We start from the raw sequence: 19,277 nt of genomic DNA on the forward strand, positions 1-19,277 counted from the left end.
GACGCCATTGACAGCGCTTTTCCGGCGATCGCGGGCCGCGCTTCGATGGTGTAATTCGGCGGCCTCCACCACCCCCGCCCTGTCGATTTCATGCCCGTCATCGCAGTCATCAACCGCAAGGGCGGCAGCGGCAAGAGCACGCTGGCGACACACCTTGCCGCGTACTGCGCGAACCGGGGCATGCCCGTGATGCTGGGCGACGTGGACCGCCAGCAATCCACCCAGACCTGGCTCAAGCTGCGCGACGCCCGCGGGCTGCCGCAACGCGCGCCGCTGGTCGGATGGGTGGTCGATCCGCGCAACGTGCTGCGTCCGCCCGCCGGCATCACGCGCGTCGTGCTCGACACGCCGGGCGGATTGCGCGGCCTCGACCTGGCGCGCGTGGCGATGTACGCCGACGCCGTCCTGATGCCGGTGTGCAACTCCGTCTTCGACCGCACGTCGGCCGCCGAATGCCATGCCGAGCTGATGGCACTGCCCCGGGTGAGCGCCGGCCGCTGCAAGGTGGCCGCCATCGGGATGCGGCTGGACGCGCGCACCAAGGCCGCCGAGGTGCTCCAGGAATGGGCCGGCCGCCTGTCGCTGCCCTTCATCGGCGTGCTGCGCGAGACCCAAGCCTACGTGCGCTGCGTCGAGCAGGGGCTCACGCTGTTCGACATGCCGGCTGCGCAGGTGCAGGCCGACCTCGCGCAATGGAAGCCCATCCTCGACTGGCTGGAGCCGGTGCTCAATCCGGTGGTCGAAGCGGCGCCGCCGCGGCCGGTGCCGCGCGTCGCTTCCGTCGCCGTCAGTCCGCAGCGCGAAGCCACCGTGCACCGGCAACCGCCGCTCAGCGAGCTGCTGATCGCGCCGGAGCGGCGTCGCGGCGGGTGGCTGGACTGGCTGGCGTTGCCGCGCCTTTTCCAGCGCTGACGATCACGACGCTCAGGGCACCTTCGCCCCGACCCACCAGTTCGGCGGCCAGCGGCAGAACGGCGATTCGTTCGATCGTCCCCAGGTCCGGATGCGCGCCAGCATCGCCTCGGTGGGCGCGCGCAGCTTCTCTCCATGCGACGCGTACGCCGCCACCGCGGCCCGGCACTGGCGGTCCAGGCTGGGGGAGAGCGACAGCGTGACGAACCAGGCGTTGCGGGCGTCGCGCTCCCGGCCCGCGAGCGCGCTGGCGATGGCCAGCGTGGTCCAGTCTTCGAGACGTCCGTTGGGGAACTGCCTGTCGCCTGCGGTCAGGGCATAGAGCGCCAGGCGGCGTGCCGCCTCGGGCTGGGCCGGCCGCTGCTTCAGGAGGTAGAAGGCCAGGTTGCCCGCCACCTCCGGGTCGCGCGGATCGGCGCCGAAGGAGCGCATCTGCAGGCTCAGGGCCTGCTGCGGATTGCGAGCGTTCCAGAACGCCGACCCCGCCGCCTCGTGCAATCGCCGCGCATCGTCGGCCGCCGACGACACACCCGGGAACGCGTCATCGGTCGACAGGCGCATGGCACGCGCCGCGTTCAGCACCTCGGCATCCTGCACGCCGTTCTCCGCCTGCGCCGCCGCATGCAGCACGCGCAGCACCAGGCGCTCGGCGCGCTGCGCGATGCGCGGCAGCTGCTCCCCGATCAAGGCGCCCGCACGGGCGCCGAACTCCTCCGGAAGCTGCACGGCAGGTGACGCCGCCACCGGGGCGGCCGGTGTCGAGGCCGGCATGGGCGCGGGCACGGCGACCGGTACCGGCGGCGCCGGGGCCGGCGCGGGTGCAGGGGTCGTGGCGATCGGTGTCGGCGCGGCGATGGTGACCGGTGCCGGCGGCGGCGCGGCGACGACGATCACCGGCGGCGGCATCGGCATCCTGGGCGACGCGGCGACCTGCACCTTGGCCGGCGTCCTGGCCTCGGTGGCCTTGCGCGACGCAGAGCCCTTCGCGGGCGGCGGCGCCTTGGCGAGCTGCGCGGACTTCGGCGGCGCCGGCGCGCGCGGGGCCGGCCGGGGCGGCGGGGCCGTCGCTGCGGAAGACGGCGTCTCGGCCGCAGGCGCCGAGGCAGCCGCCGGTGCCGTCGCTGCGGAAGACGGCGTCTCGGCCGCAGGCGCCGAGGCAGCCGCCGGTGCCGTCGCCGGCGACGTGCCGCTCGCCGGGGCAGGTGCCCTCTCGCCGGCGTCCGCGGGTGATGCCGGCGCCCCGGACTGTTCAGGCGCTTCCGGCACATCCGCCGGCGCGCGGGCCACCTGCTCCTGCATCGTGCGGGCCTGCAAGGCCAGCCAGGCCTGCGCCATGAACGGCACGCTGGCAGCGCCCGCGGCCACGACGCCCGACACCCACAGCCACCGACGCAGCGGCTCGTTGCGCCGCCGCGGAGGCACCGCCGTCGCCAGCGTGGCCGCTGCCGCGGGCTCGCCCTGCGGCGCCGGCGCCGCCACCGGCAGCGCGATGCGCGTCACCGGCGTCGGCGTGTCGGACGACGGCACCAGCGTCTGGCCGGCCAGCTGCCACCCGCGCTCCAGCGATGCCGCGAGACCCGCATCGTGCAGCGCAGCCGACGCCAGTTCGATCAGCTCGCGATGCGGGCGCTGCACGCTCGCCGGCGCGTGGTGCGCATCGAACAGGCGATGCACCAGCACCAGCGCGTCGGCGTGGCGGCGCCGCGTCCAGGCGCCGCCGACGCCGCCGTCGGGCCCCGGCAGGTAGCGGCGCAGCATCGCGGCCAGGCTGTAGATGTCGCAGCGCCAGTCGAGCTGGCGTGTCGGCAGCAAGTCGCCGGCACGCCCGGCCTCCAGCGCGCGCAGCAGGCGCGGCGACTGGTATTCGTAGTCGGTCTGGTGGCCGATCGGCAGCGCGGTGGCCAGGCTCTCGCCCGACACCAGCGCGAAGGCGAAGTCGATCAGCGCGACCTGCTCGAAGAGCGGTCGCATCACCTGCCCCGGCACCTGCGGGTCGAAGTCGGCCGGCCCCAGCGGAATGCAGACGTTGTCGGCCTTGAGGTCCAGGTGCACGAGATGCAGCTCGTGGATCGCATCGAGGGCGATCAGGCAGTGGCGGGCCAGCGCCCACCAGTGCGCGCAATCCTCGAACACGTGGCGCAGCACGCGGCCGTCGCGCTCCACCGGCAGCAGGGTCGCCCAGTGGTCGACCGTGATGCCGGCGTCGTAGGTCTGCACGATCGCCGGACGGCCGCTGGCGCCGCGGTCGAACTGCACCACGTCGGGCACCGGCCCGATGCCGTGGCCCACCAGTCGCGCGAGGATGCGCCATTCGCGCTCGGTCCAGTGCCGGAAGTCGCCCTCGCTCGTGCACAGGAAGCGCTTCGTGTAGCGGCGGCGCTCGCCGGGCTGCGCCTCCTCGCGGAACACCTCGACGTGCTCGCCGGTCACCATCTTCAGGCGGCTGCGGCCGAACACGCGGTCGATGTCGACGGGGTTCATCGCGCACCCTCCGGCGACCGGGTGTCGGGGCCGTCGCTGTCGCGCCGGCGGCCCCAGGGCAGCCGCGGCACGCCGACGCCGCCGCGCTGCACGAGAAGCACGGTCGCATCGTCGGTGCTGCCGTTGGCGCGCGCCACGCCGATCAGGTCCTCGCAGCGCTGCGACAGCGCCTGGGAACTCTTGAGCACGCGGTTCCATTCCTCGTGCCGCACATGCTTGTGCACGCCGTCGCTGCACGCGACCAGCAGATCTCCGGGCGCCATCTCGGTGAGCGCGACGTTCGGGCGCACCACCGCGCCGTTGCCGACCATGCGCGCGGGATCGTCCGGCGAGCTGCCGGGCGGCGGGGTTTCGTTCAGATGCTCGAAGGTGTCGTCCACCGTCAGCGACTGCAGCGTTTGCGCCGTGCCGGCGCCGAGCCGGTAGACGCGGCAGTCGCCGACCCAGGCGATCAGCCACTTCGAGGCCAGCACGTTGACCGGTGCGCACAGTGCGACGGTCGCCGCACCCGGCGAATCGGTGAGCTGCGCGATGCTGTCTGCGATGGCGCGATCGGCGTCCAGCATCGCCTGGCACACGGTATCGGCCGCGATGCCGTCGACCTCGAGTGCGCTGTGCAGGTGCGCCACCAGCCGGCGGCTCGCCATTGCCGCCATCGCGCCGCCGCCGACGCCGTCGGCGACGACGTAGAGGGCGGCGGAGCGGTCCAGCATGCTGTGCGCGTCCTCGTTGACGCCGTGCACGCTGCCGCACGACGAGGCGACCGCCGATGCGATGCGGCCGAACAGGGTCGTGTGCACCGATTGGCGCACGTCGATCGCGGGCTGGGCAGCGGTGCGCTTGCGCGACGAGCCCGGATCCAGGGGCGTGATGAGGCTCATCGGTCATCCACGGTCGCCCCTCTCCCGCTTGCGGCAGAGGGGTTGGAGTGAGGGCAGCGGCCTGCGGAGCGGGTCATCGCGCCCTCGACAGCGTCAGCGTGCATTCCGAGTCCCCATGCGGCCCGAGCAGCATGGTGTCGCCGACCTTCCAGCGAAAGCGCGCGCCGGCGGGATACGGCACGCCTTCGACGACGACGCCGTTGTCGCCATGAACGACCACCTGCACGCCCGCATCGTCGACGTCGACGATGTCGAGGTGGTGGCCCGACACCGCTTCGTGCACCCGGTCGATGACGAGCTGCTGGTTGCGCGAGCGCCCCACCGCCAGCGGCAGCGCGCCGGCGTGCAGCGACAGCTTGCGCTCTCCGGTGGCCAACCGCGCGGTGAGCATCAGTGCGCTGTCGGCGGCGCGCGCCAGGATGGGCGTGAGGGGCGTCGTCGGCGACGGCGCGGCGCCCGCGATGGGCGTGACGCGCGATGCCGGCGCCAGCGCAGGCCGCAGCATCACCGCCGGGTAGTCGCTCGGGGGCCCCTCGGCATTCGCCGACAGCACGATGCGCGCGCCGTCGGCGATGCGGACCGCCTGCCCCGCTGCGCCTTGCGCGGTCGCGGCGCAGCGCTCCACCGATCCGCCGGTCGATTCGACCCGGATGCCGTTGGTGGAGCCCGCATCGGCCACCCACCAGCTGCCGCTGTCGAGCCAGATCTCGGCGTGGCGGCGGCTGGTGTAGGCGCCGGCCACGCGGATGTCGCAGCCCTCGCCCTTGCCGATCATGTAGCGGCGGCCCGCCACCACCGACTGCAGCACGACGCGCCGCCGGCCGTTGCCGTCTTCGACCTCGAATTCGCAGCGCAGGCCGGCCAGCGGCGTGGCCGGCGTGGCGCCGTTGACGAACTGGCTCGAGGCGGCGCCTGCCGCGAGGCTCGGGTCGATCTCGGACCAGCGGCCCAGCACGCTGACCTGGTAGGCCGATGCCGCCGGCGCCGGCGCACTGCCGCGCAGCGCGACGAGCAGCTCGCGGTACTCGCCCGCGTCTTCCGCCGCGTCGGCGTCGAACAGGCCCGCGAACTGCGACAGGTCGATCGCCGAGGCATTCGGCAGCCCGGCAATCACCTCGCGCGACAGGTAGCGCTTGACCTGCTCCGGCTTGAACTCGTGCATGAACTGCGCGAGCAGGTCGCGGGCCTGTCCGTCGTCGGGGCAGCGCACGCCGATGGACGTCAGCACGAAGCGGTCGCGGTCGGCGATCGCGAGGTGCAGCCGCACATGGCCGACGACGAAATGCTCCAGCTCCTCGCGGATCGCGCCGATCAGGGCGCCGTACGGCCCGAGGTGATCGGCGCTGGTCAGCGTCGAGTCGGCCGCGGGCGCCGGCGTGGAGCCGCCGCGCATCGGCTCGCGCGGCGGAAGGTCCGCACGCGCGACCAGCCCGTTCATCCGATGCACGCGATCCAGAACCCACGATTTGATCGACATGTTGTTCAGTTCCGATAGGCAATCACGAGCGTCAGCAGGGGCCCGCCGCCGCGCAGGTGGCGCACGCGCGGCGCCGACGGCAGGCCGTAGCGTTCGATGTGGTCCAGAAAGCGGCCCCACGCCGGCTGCACGGCGTCGCCCTGACGCACGCGCTGCTGCAACGCAGGCAGCGACAGCTCGACCTGCAGCGCGACGCGCGCGACGTCGCCGACCAGCACGATGGCGCGGCGCAGCGTGTCCTCGGCATCGGCCAGGCAGCGCTCGAAGGCGCCATCGAAGGTCCACACCAGCGGGGCGGGAACATCGGCGTCGCCCGGAGGCATCTTCACGGCGGTGTTCACGGGCTTCATGGCGCCGCTCCCGGAATGAGCCCGAGCTGCCGCCCGGTGATCTGCATGGCGATCTCCGCCGATGGATTGGGTCCGTGGTCGCCGGCGCCGTGCACCTGGCCGCTGTTCACCAGCCAGTTGCGCTCGGTGAGCACCGCGATCGCCTTGGTCCACGGCCCGCCGCGCGGGTCGGTGCGGTAGGCGGCGACGTACCACTTGTACGGCCGCAGCGAGCCGCACACGGCGTGCGAGGCCCGCGTTGCGGCATCGCCGCGGCACAGGCGCGCGATCTCGTCGAGCGACTTGCCGTCGCTCGGGAAGCTGGGCGTGCCGGTCTTGCCGGCGAGCCAGCCGATGCCGCGGCAGGCCTTGGCGTCGAACACCTGCTCGCACGCGCTGCGCGCGGTGCCGGCGCGGTGGCTGTACGACAGGCCGTCGAGGATGACCTCGGCGGCGTCGCGGGGTACGCGGTTGGGCTGCGCCGGCGCGAGGCTCCAGCGCATCACGGCCGACTGGAGCGCGGTGCCGTCGCCGCCTCGACAAGGCTCGGGACAGGCTTGTCGCACACCGCGCAGCGACTGCACCACGTGCGGCCGGCGGATCTGCTCCTGGCCGTTGGCGGCCGCCGCCAGGGTGGCCATCATGCCGGCCACCCCGAGGGCACTGGAGCGGGCATGCCCCTGTCCCCAGCCTTCGGCGACCACGTCGACCACGGCGCCGCCGCGGCACTTCTCCCAGTCGTCGTCGCTGCCGCGGCGGCCGTCGGCGCCGAAGGCGCAGCGCCGCACGATGGCGGCGTCGAGCGCCGAAGGCGCCCGCAGCTGCTGCGGCGCACCGAGCTGGCCGCCCACCGGCTCGCTCATCAGCCGGCCGTAGGCCACCGTGGTGGCGAGCGGCCGGATGGCGCCCTTCTCGGCGGTGGCGTCCACCGCGCGGCCGAACAGCAGGTCCTGCTTGCCGCAGTCGACGCGTGCATCGGTGCAGCCGGTGTTCCAGCCGAAGGCTTGCGCGGTCGTCTGCAGGTCCCACGGGCGCTTGCAGTCGGCATACGCCTTGTCGAAGCAGAACATGCGGTCCAGGAAGCGCGCCGAGTCCGAGCGCATCAGCTGTCCGCGCAGGCTGTCGCGCGCCGGCTGCGCGCCGGGCTTCATCGCCGCCCGTTCGGCGGCGAGCCAGCGGGCGCCGACGTCGCGATCGGCCAGGAAGGCCGTCGCCATGATCGGCTTGATGGTCGATGCCGGCATCGCGTCGTGGAACACGGCGGCGTTCAGCAGCGCGTCGGGGCGGTACTGCACCGGATAGGGCAGTCGCCTGTCGCAGTTCGCGGCGCGGCCGGGGCCGTCGACTTCCTGCCGGGCACACGGCGACAGCGCGCCGGCCAGCGCCTCGATGCGACCGCTCGCGACATCGATCACCGCCACCGCCGCCATGCGCACCATCGCGCCCTCGAGCAGGCGGTGGCCGATCGCCTTGCCGGCATCCTCGGCGCGCTGCACGCCCAGCGCGCGGCACACGTCCTGGCGGCCCGTGTAGCAAGCGGCGGTCTTCTGTGCCAGTGCCTGCAGGGAAGGATCGATGGTCAGGTCGATGGAGAAGCCCACATCCACCGGCGTGCCGTCGAACAGCAGGCGGTTGGGCCCGTAGCGGTAGGCGGTGGGCCGCTCGCCGCCGCTTTCGCCGAGCTCGGTGTAGTGCCGGTACAGCGCAGCCGACGGCCTGCGCAGGCCCTCCAGCGGCTGCAGCAGCGCCGACAGCGACGGCGGCACCATCCAGCGCGCGTCGTCGACCGGCAGGTCGGCGCGCGGCTCGCCGGACAGCGCCGTGAGCGGCCCGGCGGCCGAAGCGCCCGACATCGCCGGCAGCGCGCACAGCCGCTCCTGCGCGCTGCGCTCCGCGGCGACGAAATGCGTGGGCGTGGCGGCGTCGCCTCGCGCGCCGAGGTAGATGCAGCCGGCGATGCCATTCCACGGATTGCGCCGCGCCACGTCGCGCGGCGCCACGGCCATCACCTGCTCGGCCCGCCAGCCCGCGACCGTCGCCGGCGTCTCGGTGCCGCGCCAGGCCAGCGCGTCGAGCATGCGGCCATCGGCGCGCGTCAAGGCTGTGAGCGCAGCCGCAAGGTCGGCGCAGCGCACCTGGAAGCGCAGGCCGGGGTAATCGGGCACCTCGAACGGCGCGCCTAGCACGCGCTGCGCCTCTTCGAACCAACGGGGCGCATCGAAACCCACGGCGCGGTCGACGCGAGCGTTCGCCCGGCTGCCGAAGCGCGCGAGCTGCGCGTCGAGCTCGCCGAGCTGGGCCGCGATGCGCTCCGCAGGCGATGCCGCGGCGGCCTGCAGGCCCAGCATCGAGCGCAGGCTCCCGGGCGCCGTCCATTCGCGACGGCACTGCGGCAGGGCCTCCAGCAGCGCTTCGGTGCGGATCTCCTGGCCGGCGCTGCGAGCCGGGCGGGCCACGATCGCATGCTCGAAGGTCCTCAGCGCCGCCACATGGCGCACGCTGACATACCGGTCGCCCTGCGCGGCCGGCGGATCGAGCGGTCGCACCACCGCCACCAGCAGCAGGATGCCGAGCATCATCGGCAGCACCGCCGCACTCGCCGCGATGGCGAAGTCGAGCAGCGTGCGGCTGCGCGGCTCAGCCATGGCGTTCTCCTCCGGTCGGCAAGTCCATGTTGAGCGCCAGCGCGAGCAGGCCCATGTTCATCACCAGCGAGGTCATGCCGAAGCTGACGAAGGGAAAGGTGACGCCGGTGAGCGGCAGCACCGCCAGGTTGCCGGCCACCGTCACGCCCAGCTGGCACAGCGTGAGCACCACCCAGGCGACCGCGACCCAGCTCAGGAACGCCTGCGCGTCGTGGGTCCAGCGACCGCCGCGCTTCATGAAGCGCGGCTCGCCGCGGGTGATGCGGCCGTGGTGGCGGATGAGCCGGTGCAGCCAGACGGCGCAGCCGATCGCCGCCGCCCAGGCGGCGGCGTGACCGAACACGCCGACCAGCGCGGTGAAGGTGTAGTCGCTGTGGATCTGCGCCGGCACGCCGCCGCATCCCCCGCCGGCATAGCCGCACCACGGCACCGCGCCGATGCCGAAGCCTTCGCGCGGCGCGGCCTGCTGGAACCACGACACCAGCGCGAGCTGGTCGTTGGTCGAGGCCAGCGGGGCGGCCAGGCTCTCGAGCCGCGCGGCGGTGACGCTGTCGATGGCGCCCACCTTGAACAGGGTCAGCGTCGTCACCGCGATCCACAGCGTGAACAGCACGACGGCGATCGCCAGTGCGCTGGCCGTGCGTCCGCTGCGCTGGTGCCACCACATCGCCACCGACGCCGCGAGGAAAGCGCCCGACGCATAACACGCGATGAGCAGCGGCCCCATGTCGCGCGTGACCAGCATCGCCGCGATCAGCACCGACACCACGAACAGCAGCGGCCAGACATAGCGCAGCGCCGACCAGGCGGGGCCGCCGTCGCGCGACAGGCGCTCCGCCAGCGGGCTGCCGCGCAGGAAGAAGAACCACGCGGCGCCGACGATCAGCCACAGGCGCCCGAGCTCGGAGGTGACCTGGCGCATGTTGGACAGCGCCAGCCCGAACACCGCCACCGCCGCCAGCGTGCCGAGGGCCAGCGCCGCCAGCGCGCGCCAGGCGCCGAAGCGAATGCGTGCCCGGCGCGCCATCTCGCCGCTGATCGACAGGGTCCAGGCCAGCCCGCGGGCCAGCGGTTGGCGCAGGAACAGCAGCATCGACAGGCACAGCATGCCCAGCCACAGGTGGCCCTGGTGGTACAGCGCGAGGTAGCGGTTGGCGAGGTGGCCGTTGGCCGACAGGTCGAGCAGCAGCAGCCAGCCCAGCCCGGTGGCGAGCACCATGCCCGGGTAGCCGATGCGTGAGCTGGGCGCCTGCGGCGAGGACGAGGCAGCGCGCGGCCGCATCGCCGCCGCCATCCAGCCGAACAGCGCGATGCCGCCGAGCACGAAGACGAAGCCGGCGGGCATGCTCCACGGCTCGGGGTCGATGCGGGCCGGCTCGAAGGCGCGCCCCGCGAACGGCCACGGCACGCGCGACACCCACGCCACCGCCGTCCACACGCCCAGCGCCATGGCGGCCCCGGCGGCCGGCTGCACCAGGCCGCGGCTGGACTTGAGCAGCACCAGGCCGAGCAGCATCCAGCCGGCCCACTGCCAGCCGGCGGTGCGCAGCAGCTCGCGCATCGCCTCGTTCTTGCGGGCGTTGAGCAGCGCCTGGCGCGCCCCGCCCATCAGCGCGGCCGACTCGGCCAGGGCGGCCGGCAGCCCTTGCGCCAGGCAAGCCGGCGACACGCCCGCGCCCGCTGCCGGCAGCAGTGCGGCGGCAGCCAAGGGCTCGACGGCCCCGTGGCCGTCGAGGGCAGCGGCCAGCAGCAGCACGCCGTTGGCCCGCGCCATCGGGTGGTCCTGCGCAGGCGCTGCGGCGTACGCCGACTCCATCCACCCGGCGGCGCAGGCCAGCGGTGCGGGCCCCTGCGCGTCGCCGCGGCCGAGCTGGAAGCGTTCGACGAAGGGCCGCGTGTCGGATTCGACCGAGGCGATCGCATCGGACAGCTCGCGCAGCTCGCCGATGCCTTCGCGCTGCTGAAGCCGCAGCTCCGCCACGCGGGCGTCGGCCTGCCGCACCGGGGCCAGGAAGGCATGCGCGGCACGCGCGATCGACTCGGTCAGGACGGCGGGCAGCCGGCTGGGCGGCAGCGCGGACGGCGCCACGTCGCGCGCAGCGCACAGCCGGTCGCGGACGGCCGGATCGGCTTGCGCTCCATGGGATCCGCAGACGGCCGGCAGCGTCGGCTCGGGCAGTCCCTGCACCCAGAACCCGGGGTCGGCGAAGCGCTGGTCGCGTCCCGCGTCGATCGCGCGCAGCCGCTCGAACGCCGGCCACAGCAGCGCGATGGCGGCGACCACGAGCAGCGTCTCGACCAGCGACGGCAGCATCGCGGCGACGCCGCGGCGGACAGGCACGGAAGCGCCAAGGGTCGACACGATGCGGTACTGCGGCTGCAACGTACGGTTCGCTAGTGCGCCGCCGCGTCAGGCAGCCAGGCGCCGCCGCCGACCCTCAGACGGTCGCCCACGCGGAACGGCGGCGGCGACTCGTAGCGGCGGGTCTGTGCACTGCCGTCGGGCAGGCGCACGACCACGTCGTAGCGCAGCCGCGGCTGCTGCCGGCGTTCGAGCTCGCGCCCGGCATAGGCGCCCCCGACGGCGCCGAGCACGCCGGCCAGCGTGCGTCCGTCGCCCCTGCCGACCTGATGGCCCAGGATGGCGCCCAGCACGCCGCCGGCGATCGCGCCGAAGGCCCCCGGACGACCCATGACCTCGACCGGACGCACGGCTTCGACCACGGCGCAATCCTCGCAGCCGCGCGCAGGCGCTGCCGCGAGCGTGCCGCCCAGCAGCAGCGGCTCGTCGAGCACGGCGGTGATCGCATGCTCGGCCATCCACAGGTCGGCGGTGACGCGGCTGTCGCCGGTGATGTGGTCGCCGGCTGCGATGAGGTAGCTGCCTTCGTAGACGCCGGCCTGCACCTCGCGCAGCGGCAGTCGCTGCCGCGCACCGTCGATGCGCAGCGCGGCATGGCCGCCCGCCGTGCCGTAGAGGCTGAAGTTCAGGGCGGTACCCGGCGACAGGTCGCTCACCTGCTCGACGTCGAAGCCGTCGACACGCAGCTCCGGCCGCACCGCGGTGCCCACCGCCGCGCCGATGCGACCTTGTCCGAGGGCCGGCATGGCGAGCCCCACGAACAGGGACACGAATGCACCTGCAACCACCTGGCGGAGGATCTTCATCGGATGTCCTCGAACGGCAACGTGCAATGCAAGCCGCTCGCAGGCGCCCAGCACCCCGCGGACGCGGTCCATTCAACGTCGACTGCTCAACGTGCGCGCGACGTCGGCGCTGACAGGGCGAATCCCCCTAGCTTCAGGCGGTTGCCCCGTTCACACGCACTTGCGGTTGCTTCATGCCCGGACAACAAAGTCGCGATCGCGTCGCCGCGCCGCCGGGTCCCAGGGAAACACCTGAGTCGGCACGACATTCCCGCGCGGTTGCGTGCAAGTCGCTCTGCTGCGACGTGATGCCGTGACGTGACGCACGCGAGTGCCGATTCGTCGCCCGGCGGTATTGCGACCGGCCCTGCTGCACGGCACGCTACGCATCAAGGACGTGGCGGAGAGACGTGGATGAGCGCAGTCGGCAGCACCCTGGACGCGATGGGCGTGGAGCAGTACCTGCTCGCGTTCCTGTTCCTCGTGAGCTACACCTTCGCCCTCAGCGACTTCATCGGCGTGCGCGGACGCCACTACGCCGTGATGGCGGCGCTGACGTCGGCCTTCGCCTTCGCGATGCGCACCGATCCGTGGATGCACGGGGTCCTGGTCGTCGTCGTCGCGATGGTGGCCATCGGCGCCTTCGCCGGTATCGTCTGGGGGCTGTGGGCCGCATTCGGCTGGCCGCACAGCGACATGCCGGTTGCCGAGCGGCTGGAGGCGCCCCCTGCCCCGTTGCCGGACGAGACGCTGTCGCTCGGCGCCGCCGCCGCTGCCGCTGGCGTCCTGCACCGCCCCGCCAACCTGGCCGGCGCAGGCGATACGCAGCGCTGAGCGCACGACGGCGTCAGAAGAAGCGGCAGCTCATCGCCAGCGACACGCTCACCTTGAGCCGTTCGCTTCCCGCCGGATCGGGCCGGTAGGTCGAGGTGTTGGAGCGCAGCAGCGACGTGCAGTCCTCGGCGTCGACACCCAGGCCGCGCATGGCGCGCGTGGCCGACTCGAACGGCATTCGAAGTGCACGGCGCGGCCGCTCGCCGGGCAGGGCGGGGGCGATCTCCACCAGGCCGATGCCGCTCTCTGGCGCCGGATGGCTCCAGCGCCGCAGCGCGCTGTCCTGGGCCACGGCCGCTCCGGCGCCGCTGAGCAGCGCTAAGGTGAACGCAAGGCGGACAAGGGCGTACTGCATCGACGACATGCGCCCGCTGCCGCAAGTGCCGTGCCGGGCAGCGAATGTGACCTGCGTCACGAACCGCGGGCCGCGTCCGCAACCACCGGATACGTGATCGCCCTGGCATGTCAGCGACGCAGGTCGGGATTCGCCGGTGCCGACCGCGCACCTACACTCGGCCTTCCGTTGTAGACAGGGACAAGCATGCTCGAACACCTCGAAGCTGCAGCGCGCCGCACGGCGCCGGCCGTGCAGCACTGGGCCGTGCGCGGCGTCCAGGAAACCTCCGAAGAACTCACCGTGCGCCAGGGTGCCGCCCAGGCCCCGAGCCGCTGTCGCGACGCCGGCGTGATGGTGACCGTGATCGACCGCGGCGGACTCGGCTACGCGGCCACCAGCGACGCCAGCGACAGCGGGCTGGCCGCGGCCTTCGCCGAGGCGCGCGCGCTGGCCCACGCCAGCGCCGGCCGCACGGTCTTCGATTACGGCGAGCTGCCGGCCATGGTGCCGCGCGGCGAGTACCGCAGCCGTGTGGAGCGACCGGTCGCGACGATGACGCTGAGGGACAAGCTCGACCTGCTGTCGTCGGTGAGTGCGGCAACCAGGCTCGACGACCGCATCGTCGACTGGCTGGCCACGCTGTGGACCGTCGAGACCGAGCAGCTCTACCTCACCGGCGACGGCGGCCGCGCCGAGCAGCGCTTCAGCCACATCATCCCCAACGTGCAGGCCACCGCCACCATCGACGGCATCACGCAGACGCGCTCGGCGCACGGCCAGTACAACGGCTTCTGCCAGCAGGGCGGCCTCGAGGTGCTCGAGCGCGCGCAGTTCGCGAGCGACGGGCCGCGGGTGGCGCGCGAAGCGCTCGAGCTGGCGGCGGCGCCGCACTGCCCGAGCGGCGAGATGGACGTGATCCTGATGCCCGACCAGATGATGCTGCAGATCCACGAGTCGATCGGCCATCCGCTGGAGCTCGACCGCATCCTCGGCGACGAGCGCAACTTCGCGGGCACCAGCTTCGTCACGCTGGACATGTTCGGCTCCTATCGCTACGGCAGCGAGCTGCTGAACGTGACCCACGACCCCAGCCGGCGCGAGCAGCTCGCGAGCTTCGCGTTCGACGACGACGGGGCGCCGGCCGAGCGGCAGTTCATCGTGCGCAACGGCATCCTCGAGCGGCCGCTGGGCGGCACGGTGTCGCTGGCGCGCGCGCGCCTGCTGCGACCCGACATCCAGGGCGTGGCGACCACGCGCGCTTCCAGCTGGAACCGCGCGCCCATCGACCGCATGAGCAACCTCAACGTCGAGCCGGGCAGCTCCACGCTGGCCGACATGATCGCCAGCATCGAGCTGGGTGTGATGATGCGCACCAACTGCTCGTGGAGCATCGACGACTCGCGCAACAAGTTCCAGTTCGGCTGCGAATACGGCCAGGTGATCCGCAACGGCCGTCTCGCCGAGGTGGTGCGCAACCCGAACTACCGTGGCATCAGCGCGACCTTCTGGCGCTCGCTCGCGATGGTCGGCGATGCGTCGACCTTCGAGGTGATGGGCACGCCGTTCTGCGGCAAGGGCGAGCCGTCGCAGGTGATCCGCGTCGGCCATGCGGCACCGGCCTGCAAGTTCAGCCGCGTGGCCGTCTTCGGCGGGGAGGCCTGAGCGATGAACACCTTGCTGACCGACAAGGGCTTCTTCGAGTCGCTGGCCGCGCGCATCTGCACGCCGGTCGCGGACGCCGAGCGCGTCACGCTGTTCGTCAAGGCCGAGAGCTCCGACTTCATCCGGTTCAACCGCGCCGCGGTGCGCCAGGCCACTCATGTGAGCCAGGGCCAGGCGACGCTGGCCGTCGTGCAGGGCTCGCGGCGCATCGAGAGCACGCTGTCGCTCACCGGCCACCTCGACATCGATCATGCGGCGCTGCTGGCCGAACGCACCGCCCTGCTCGCCCAGCTGGCCGACGTGCCCGAGGACCCGTATCTGCTGATGCCGGAAGCCGTCGACGCGAGCAGCCGCCATGAAAGCGGCGCGCTGCCGACGCCGCAGGCGCTCATCGCTGCGGCCACCACGGCGGCGCGCGGACTCGACTTCGTCGGCTTCTACGCGGGCGGTCCGGTGGTGCGCGCCTTCGCCGACAGCCGGGGGCAGCGCCACTGGCACCACGTGGAAAGCTTCCACTTCGACTGGTGCCTGTACCAGCAGGCCGACAAGGCCGTGAAGACGGCGTATGCCGGCACGCACTGGGACGAGGCGGAGTTCGCCCGCCGTGTCGCGACCGGCGCCGAACGCCTGCCCCTGCTCGCGCTGCCGCCGCGCGCGCTGCAGCCGGGCGCCTATCGCGCCTACCTCACGCCCACCGCGATGGCCGAGCTGCTCGGCACGCTCAGCTGGGGCGGCTTCGGCGCGCAGGCGCGCCGCACCGGCACCTCGAGCCTGAGCCGGCTCGAGCACCGCGACGTCCAGCTGCACGCGGCCATCACGCTGTCCGAAGACACGGCACGCGGCATCGCGCCCGCCTTCACCGCCGAGGGCTTCGCCAAGCCGATCGGCGTGAGCCTGATCGATGCCGGACGCGCCACCGGCACGCTCAACTCGCCACGGTCGGCCCGCCAGTACATGCTGCCGGCCAACGGCGCGAATGCGCAGGAAGCGCCGGAGTCGCTGCGCCTCGAGGCGGGCCTGCTGCCCGAATCGCAGGTGCTCGCCCGGCTGGATACCGGCTTGTACGTCAGCAATCTCTGGTACCTGAACTACTCGGACCGCCAGGCCTGCCGCATGACCGGCATGACGCGTTTCGCCTGCTTCTGGGTCGAGGACGGACGCCTGGTCGCGCCGCTGCCCGTGATGCGTTTCGACGACTCGTTCATGCGCATGTTCGGCGACGGCCTCATCGGCCTCACCGACAGCCCGGAGCTGATTCCCGAGAGCGGGACGTACAAGGAGCGGCAGCTCAGCTCGATCACCACGCCGGGGGCGCTGGTGGAGGGGTGGCGGCTGACGCTGTGAACCGTCGCCGCCGAGGTCAGGACTTGTCGGCCGGCATGAACCCCGGCAGATGCGCCGGCTGGGCGCCGCCCGCCGGCGCCGGTGACTTCTCCCGCGCCAGGTAGCTGTACAGCACCGGCACCACCACCAGCGTCAGCAGCGTCGAGGTGATCACGCCGCCGATGATGGCGCGGCCCATCGGCGCCTGGATCTCGCCGCCCTCGTTGAGCGCGAGCGCCAGCGGGAGCATGCCGAACACCATCGCGGCAGTGGTCATCATGATGGGGCGCATGCGCACCAGTCCCGCCTGCAGCAGCGCCTCGGCGACACCCAGCCCCGCGCGCCGGCCATGGTTGGCGAAGTCGACCAGGAGGATCGCGTTCTTGGTCACCAGCCCCATCAGCATGACCAGGCCGATCATGGAGAAGAGGTTCAGCGTGGTGCCGGACACCAGCAGCGCGAGCATCACGCCGATCAGCGCGAGCGGCAGCGAGGCCATGATCGCCAGCGGCTGCAGGAAGCTGCCGAACTGCGACGCCAGCACGATGTAGATGAAGATCACCGCGGCGCCGAGCGCCAGCAGCACGCCGGAGAAGGCCTCCTGCTGCTCCTTGGTCTCGCCGCCGACGTCGAAGCGATAGCCCGGCGGAAGCTGTGTCTCCTTGACCAGCTTGTGCACCTCGGCGCCGACGTCCCCGCTGGGGCGGCCCTGAACGCCGGCATAGATGGCCTGGCGCCGCTGCAGGTCCTGCCGCTTGATGATCTCCGGGTTCACCACCGGCACGATGTCGGCCACGCGCGACAGCGCGATCGGCGTGCCGTCCTTGGCATAGGCCACCGGCAGCTGGTCGAGCTGCGCGATGTTCTCGCGCGAAGCCTGCGGCAGCCGCAGCTCCACTTCGACCTGCTCGCCGTCCGGCGCGGTCCAGTAGGTGGCCACGTCGCCGTTGACGAAGCTGCGCAGGCTGGCTGCCAGCTGGCTGGCCGTGAGGCCGAGCTCGCGGGCTGCGTCGGGCTTGGGCCGCACCGCGTAGGCGGGCAGCCCGGGCTTGACCGAGGTCTCGAGGTCGGTGATGCCCTTGATCCCCCTCACCTTCTCGGCCAGCTTCAGCACCTCGCTTTCGAGCACCGCCGGCTCGGGGCCCAGCAGCGCGACGTAGATCGGCCGGTTGCCCAGCGACACGTCGATGCCCGGGATGGGCCGCAGGGCCTCGCGCAGCGCCTCCTCGACCTGCTTCTGCCTGCGCTTGCGCTCGTGCGGCTTGACCAGCTGGATGGCGAGTCGCGCCGTGTTGCGGCTCGCGTTGCCGGTGTCGCCGACGGTGGCCGACACCAGCCGCACCTCGGGCATGCGGCGCACCACCTCCTCGATCTGCGCCATCTTCTCGCTGCCGCGGACCAGGCTGGTGCCCACCGGCAGGGTGACGTTGATCTGGATGTAGCTGTTGTCCGTCTCGGGGATGAATTCGGTGCCGACCAGCGGCGTCAGCGCGATCGCGCCGGCGAAGCTGGCGATGCCGACGAGCACGACGACGCCGCGGTGCGTCAGCGTCGCGAGCCGCCATCGCCGCGGCTGCGAGGTGTCGCGCCGGCCGGCGCTGTCGAACGGATGGCCGTAGGCGGGAACGGGCGGCACGACGACGCGGTAGCGCGCGGGCGAGAAGATCCAGTGGATCAGCCGCTCGTAGGCCGCATGCATTGCGTCGAGCAGCCGGTCGGTGGCCCGCATCAGGTGCGCCAGCACCGGCAGCTTCGCCAGCGGGTTGTGCGCCGGATCCTTCCAGATCGACGACAGCATCGGATCGAGCGTGAAGCTGACGAACAGCGACGCAAGCACCGCCACCGTGACGGTGATGCCGAAGGGAAAGAAGAACTTGCCGACGATGCCCTTCATGAAGGCGACCGGCACGAATACCGCGCAGATGGCGAAGGTGGTGGCCATCACCGCCAGGCCGATCTCGTCGGTGCCTTCGCGCGCGGCGGTGCGGTGATCCTTGCCCATGTGAACGTGGCGCACGATGTTCTCGCGCACGACGATGGCGTCGTCGATCAGCAGGCCGATGCACAGCGACAGCGCCATCATCGTCATGAAATTCAGCGTGAAGCCGAAGGCGTAGACGGCGATGAACGACGAGATCACCGCGATCGGCAGCGTGAGCCCGGTGATGATCGTGCTGCGCCATGAGTGCAGGAACAGGAACACGATGGCCACCGTCAGCAGCGCGCCTTCGATCAGCGTGCGCTTCACGCCGGCCAAGGAATCGCGCACCCAGTCGCTGTCGGCGTAGACCAGCTTCAGCTCGACGCCGGGCGGCATGGTCTGGCGCATCTCCTCGGCGGCACGCTTGATGCCCTCGCCGGTCTCGACGATGTTGGCGTCCTGCTGCTTGAACACCTGGAACGAGATCGACGGCGCGCCGTCGTCGCGCGAGATCGACGTGGGCTCGCGCTCGCGCTCGACCACCTCGCCCAGGTCGGCCACGCGCACGACCATGTTGCTTCGCGTGGCGACGACAACGTCGGCGAAGGCCTTGGCGTCGCGCACCTTGCCCTCGACGCGAACGATGGTGTCTTCCTTGCGGCCGGAAAGCAGGCCCACCGGCATGTCGGCGTTGGCCCGCTGCAGCGCGCTCGCCACGTCGGCCGGCGTCAGCTGGTAGGCGCGCAGGCGCTGGGGGTCCAGGTCGATGCGCACCTGGCGCTCGGTGATCCCGCCCACGTCGACCCGGGCGACGCCGGCCACGCGCTCCAGACGCTTGCGCACGACCTGGTCGGCCAGCAGCGACAGCTCGCGCGGGCTGCGGTTGGGCGACAGCAGCGACAGCAGGACGGTGGGCTGTGCGTTGTCGCCGTCGAAGCGCGACACGAACGGCGCCTTGGCGTCGCGGGGAAAGCCGGGCTGCAGCGCGGCGACCTTGTCGCGAACGTCCTGCACCGCACGCGTCATGTCGGCGCTGAGCTGGAACTCGACGACCGTCTCGCTGCGGCCCTCGAAGCTGTTGGAGCGGATCATCTTCACGCCTGCGATCCCGTTGAGCGCCAGCTCGATGGGCCGCGTGAGCTCGGTCTCGATCGCTTCCGGCGATGCGCCGGGATAGGCGACGGCGACGAAAACGATGGGCGGCGCGATGTCGGGAAGGCGCTCGACGCGAAGCTGGCTGTACGAGAACAGGCCCAGCACGCACAGCGCCGCCATCATCATCGTGGCGAAGACCGGATTCGCGATGGAGACGCGGGTGAACCACATGG

The 19,277-nt window shown here is 72.3% G+C and carries 13 protein-coding genes; 4 read left to right on the forward strand and 9 right to left on the reverse strand.

Annotated features, from left to right (window positions below):
• Positions 1–90 precede the first annotated feature (90 nt).
• Positions 91–912: a ParA family protein gene (locus tag P7V53_RS16860; protein WP_280150579.1), complete on the forward strand. Its 822-nt coding sequence runs from the start codon at positions 91–93 to the stop codon at positions 910–912.
• Between the two features lie 12 nt (positions 913–924).
• On the opposite strand, the gene P7V53_RS16865 is transcribed toward P7V53_RS16860, so the two are convergent.
• From P7V53_RS16865 to P7V53_RS16895, 7 genes are all read right to left on the reverse strand, one after another.
• Positions 925–3,393: a hypothetical protein gene (locus P7V53_RS16865; RefSeq protein WP_280150580.1), complete on the reverse strand. Its 2,469-nt coding sequence runs from the start codon at positions 3,391–3,393 to the stop codon at positions 925–927.
• On the reverse strand, positions 3,390–4,274 hold the full coding sequence (locus tag P7V53_RS16870; RefSeq protein ID WP_280150581.1) for a protein phosphatase 2C domain-containing protein: 885 nt from the start codon (positions 4,272–4,274) through the stop codon (positions 3,390–3,392). The genes P7V53_RS16865 and P7V53_RS16870 overlap by 4 nt, the downstream gene beginning before the upstream one ends.
• A gap of 73 nt (positions 4,275–4,347) precedes the next feature.
• Positions 4,348–5,751, reverse strand: a complete 1,404-nt coding sequence (locus tag P7V53_RS16875) for an FHA domain-containing protein (RefSeq protein ID WP_280150582.1) — start codon at positions 5,749–5,751, stop codon at positions 4,348–4,350.
• 5 nt (positions 5,752–5,756) lie between these two features.
• The gene (locus tag P7V53_RS16880; RefSeq protein WP_280150583.1) at positions 5,757–6,101 is read right to left on the reverse strand and encodes a hypothetical protein; all 345 of its coding nucleotides are present in this window, start codon (positions 6,099–6,101) and stop codon (positions 5,757–5,759) included.
• The gene (locus P7V53_RS16885; protein WP_280150585.1) at positions 6,098–8,725 is read right to left on the reverse strand and encodes a hypothetical protein; all 2,628 of its coding nucleotides are present in this window, start codon (positions 8,723–8,725) and stop codon (positions 6,098–6,100) included. Before P7V53_RS16885 ends, P7V53_RS16880 begins: the two co-directional genes overlap by 4 nt.
• A complete protein-coding gene (locus P7V53_RS16890) occupies positions 8,718–11,066 on the reverse strand; it encodes an FtsW/RodA/SpoVE family cell cycle protein (protein WP_280150586.1) in 2,349 nt (782 codons plus the stop codon). Before P7V53_RS16890 ends, P7V53_RS16885 begins: the two co-directional genes overlap by 8 nt.
• Positions 11,067–11,119: 53 nt before the next feature.
• Complete coding sequence (locus P7V53_RS16895) at positions 11,120–11,893, reverse strand: glycine zipper 2TM domain-containing protein (protein WP_280150587.1); 774 nt, start codon at positions 11,891–11,893, stop codon at positions 11,120–11,122.
• Between the two features lie 393 nt (positions 11,894–12,286).
• On the opposite strand from P7V53_RS16895, the gene P7V53_RS16900 reads away from it, so the two are divergent.
• Positions 12,287–12,706, forward strand: coding sequence for a hypothetical protein (locus tag P7V53_RS16900; RefSeq protein WP_280150588.1), 420 nt, complete (start codon positions 12,287–12,289; stop codon positions 12,704–12,706).
• A gap of 13 nt (positions 12,707–12,719) precedes the next feature.
• Here the strand turns inward: P7V53_RS16900 and P7V53_RS16905 are convergent, their stop codons facing one another.
• Positions 12,720–13,061, reverse strand: coding sequence for a hypothetical protein (locus P7V53_RS16905; RefSeq protein ID WP_280150589.1), 342 nt, complete (start codon positions 13,059–13,061; stop codon positions 12,720–12,722).
• Positions 13,062–13,247: 186 nt separating this feature from the next.
• Between P7V53_RS16905 and P7V53_RS16910 the strand changes: the two genes are divergently transcribed.
• Positions 13,248–14,705: a TldD/PmbA family protein gene (locus tag P7V53_RS16910; protein WP_280150591.1), complete on the forward strand. Its 1,458-nt coding sequence runs from the start codon at positions 13,248–13,250 to the stop codon at positions 14,703–14,705.
• 3 nt (positions 14,706–14,708) lie between these two features.
• Positions 14,709–16,049 (forward strand): metallopeptidase TldD-related protein, encoded by a 1,341-nt coding sequence (locus P7V53_RS16915; protein ID WP_280150592.1) that lies wholly within the window; start codon positions 14,709–14,711, stop codon positions 16,047–16,049.
• A 16-nt stretch (positions 16,050–16,065) separates the two neighbouring features.
• Here P7V53_RS16915 and P7V53_RS16920 read toward each other — a convergent pair whose 3' ends face one another.
• On the reverse strand, positions 16,066–19,275 hold the full coding sequence (locus P7V53_RS16920) for an efflux RND transporter permease subunit (protein WP_280150593.1): 3,210 nt from the start codon (positions 19,273–19,275) through the stop codon (positions 16,066–16,068).
• Between the last annotated feature and the right edge of the window lie 2 nt (positions 19,276–19,277).

It is taken from the genome of Piscinibacter sp. XHJ-5, from assembly GCF_029855045.1.
GTDB lineage: Bacteria > Pseudomonadota > Gammaproteobacteria > Burkholderiales > Burkholderiaceae_C > Albitalea.

Coding starts and splice junctions, on each gene's coding strand:
- P7V53_RS16860 (WP_280150579.1), top strand. CDS start 91: ATGCCCGTCATCGCAGTCATCAACCGCAAGGGCGGCAGCGGCAAGAGC.
- P7V53_RS16865 (WP_280150580.1), bottom strand. CDS start 3,393: ATGAACCCCGTCGACATCGACCGCGTGTTCGGCCGCAGCCGCCTGAAG.
- P7V53_RS16870 (WP_280150581.1), bottom strand. CDS start 4,274: ATGAGCCTCATCACGCCCCTGGATCCGGGCTCGTCGCGCAAGCGCACC.
- P7V53_RS16875 (WP_280150582.1), bottom strand. CDS start 5,751: ATGTCGATCAAATCGTGGGTTCTGGATCGCGTGCATCGGATGAACGGG.
- P7V53_RS16880 (WP_280150583.1), bottom strand. CDS start 6,101: ATGAAGCCCGTGAACACCGCCGTGAAGATGCCTCCGGGCGACGCCGAT.
- P7V53_RS16885 (WP_280150585.1), bottom strand. CDS start 8,725: ATGGCTGAGCCGCGCAGCCGCACGCTGCTCGACTTCGCCATCGCGGCG.
- P7V53_RS16895 (WP_280150587.1), bottom strand. CDS start 11,893: ATGAAGATCCTCCGCCAGGTGGTTGCAGGTGCATTCGTGTCCCTGTTC.
- P7V53_RS16900 (WP_280150588.1), top strand. CDS start 12,287: ATGAGCGCAGTCGGCAGCACCCTGGACGCGATGGGCGTGGAGCAGTAC.
- P7V53_RS16905 (WP_280150589.1), bottom strand. CDS start 13,061: ATGCAGTACGCCCTTGTCCGCCTTGCGTTCACCTTAGCGCTGCTCAGC.
- P7V53_RS16910 (WP_280150591.1), top strand. CDS start 13,248: ATGCTCGAACACCTCGAAGCTGCAGCGCGCCGCACGGCGCCGGCCGTG.
- P7V53_RS16915 (WP_280150592.1), top strand. CDS start 14,709: ATGAACACCTTGCTGACCGACAAGGGCTTCTTCGAGTCGCTGGCCGCG.
- P7V53_RS16920 (WP_280150593.1), bottom strand. CDS start 19,275: ATGTGGTTCACCCGCGTCTCCATCGCGAATCCGGTCTTCGCCACGATG.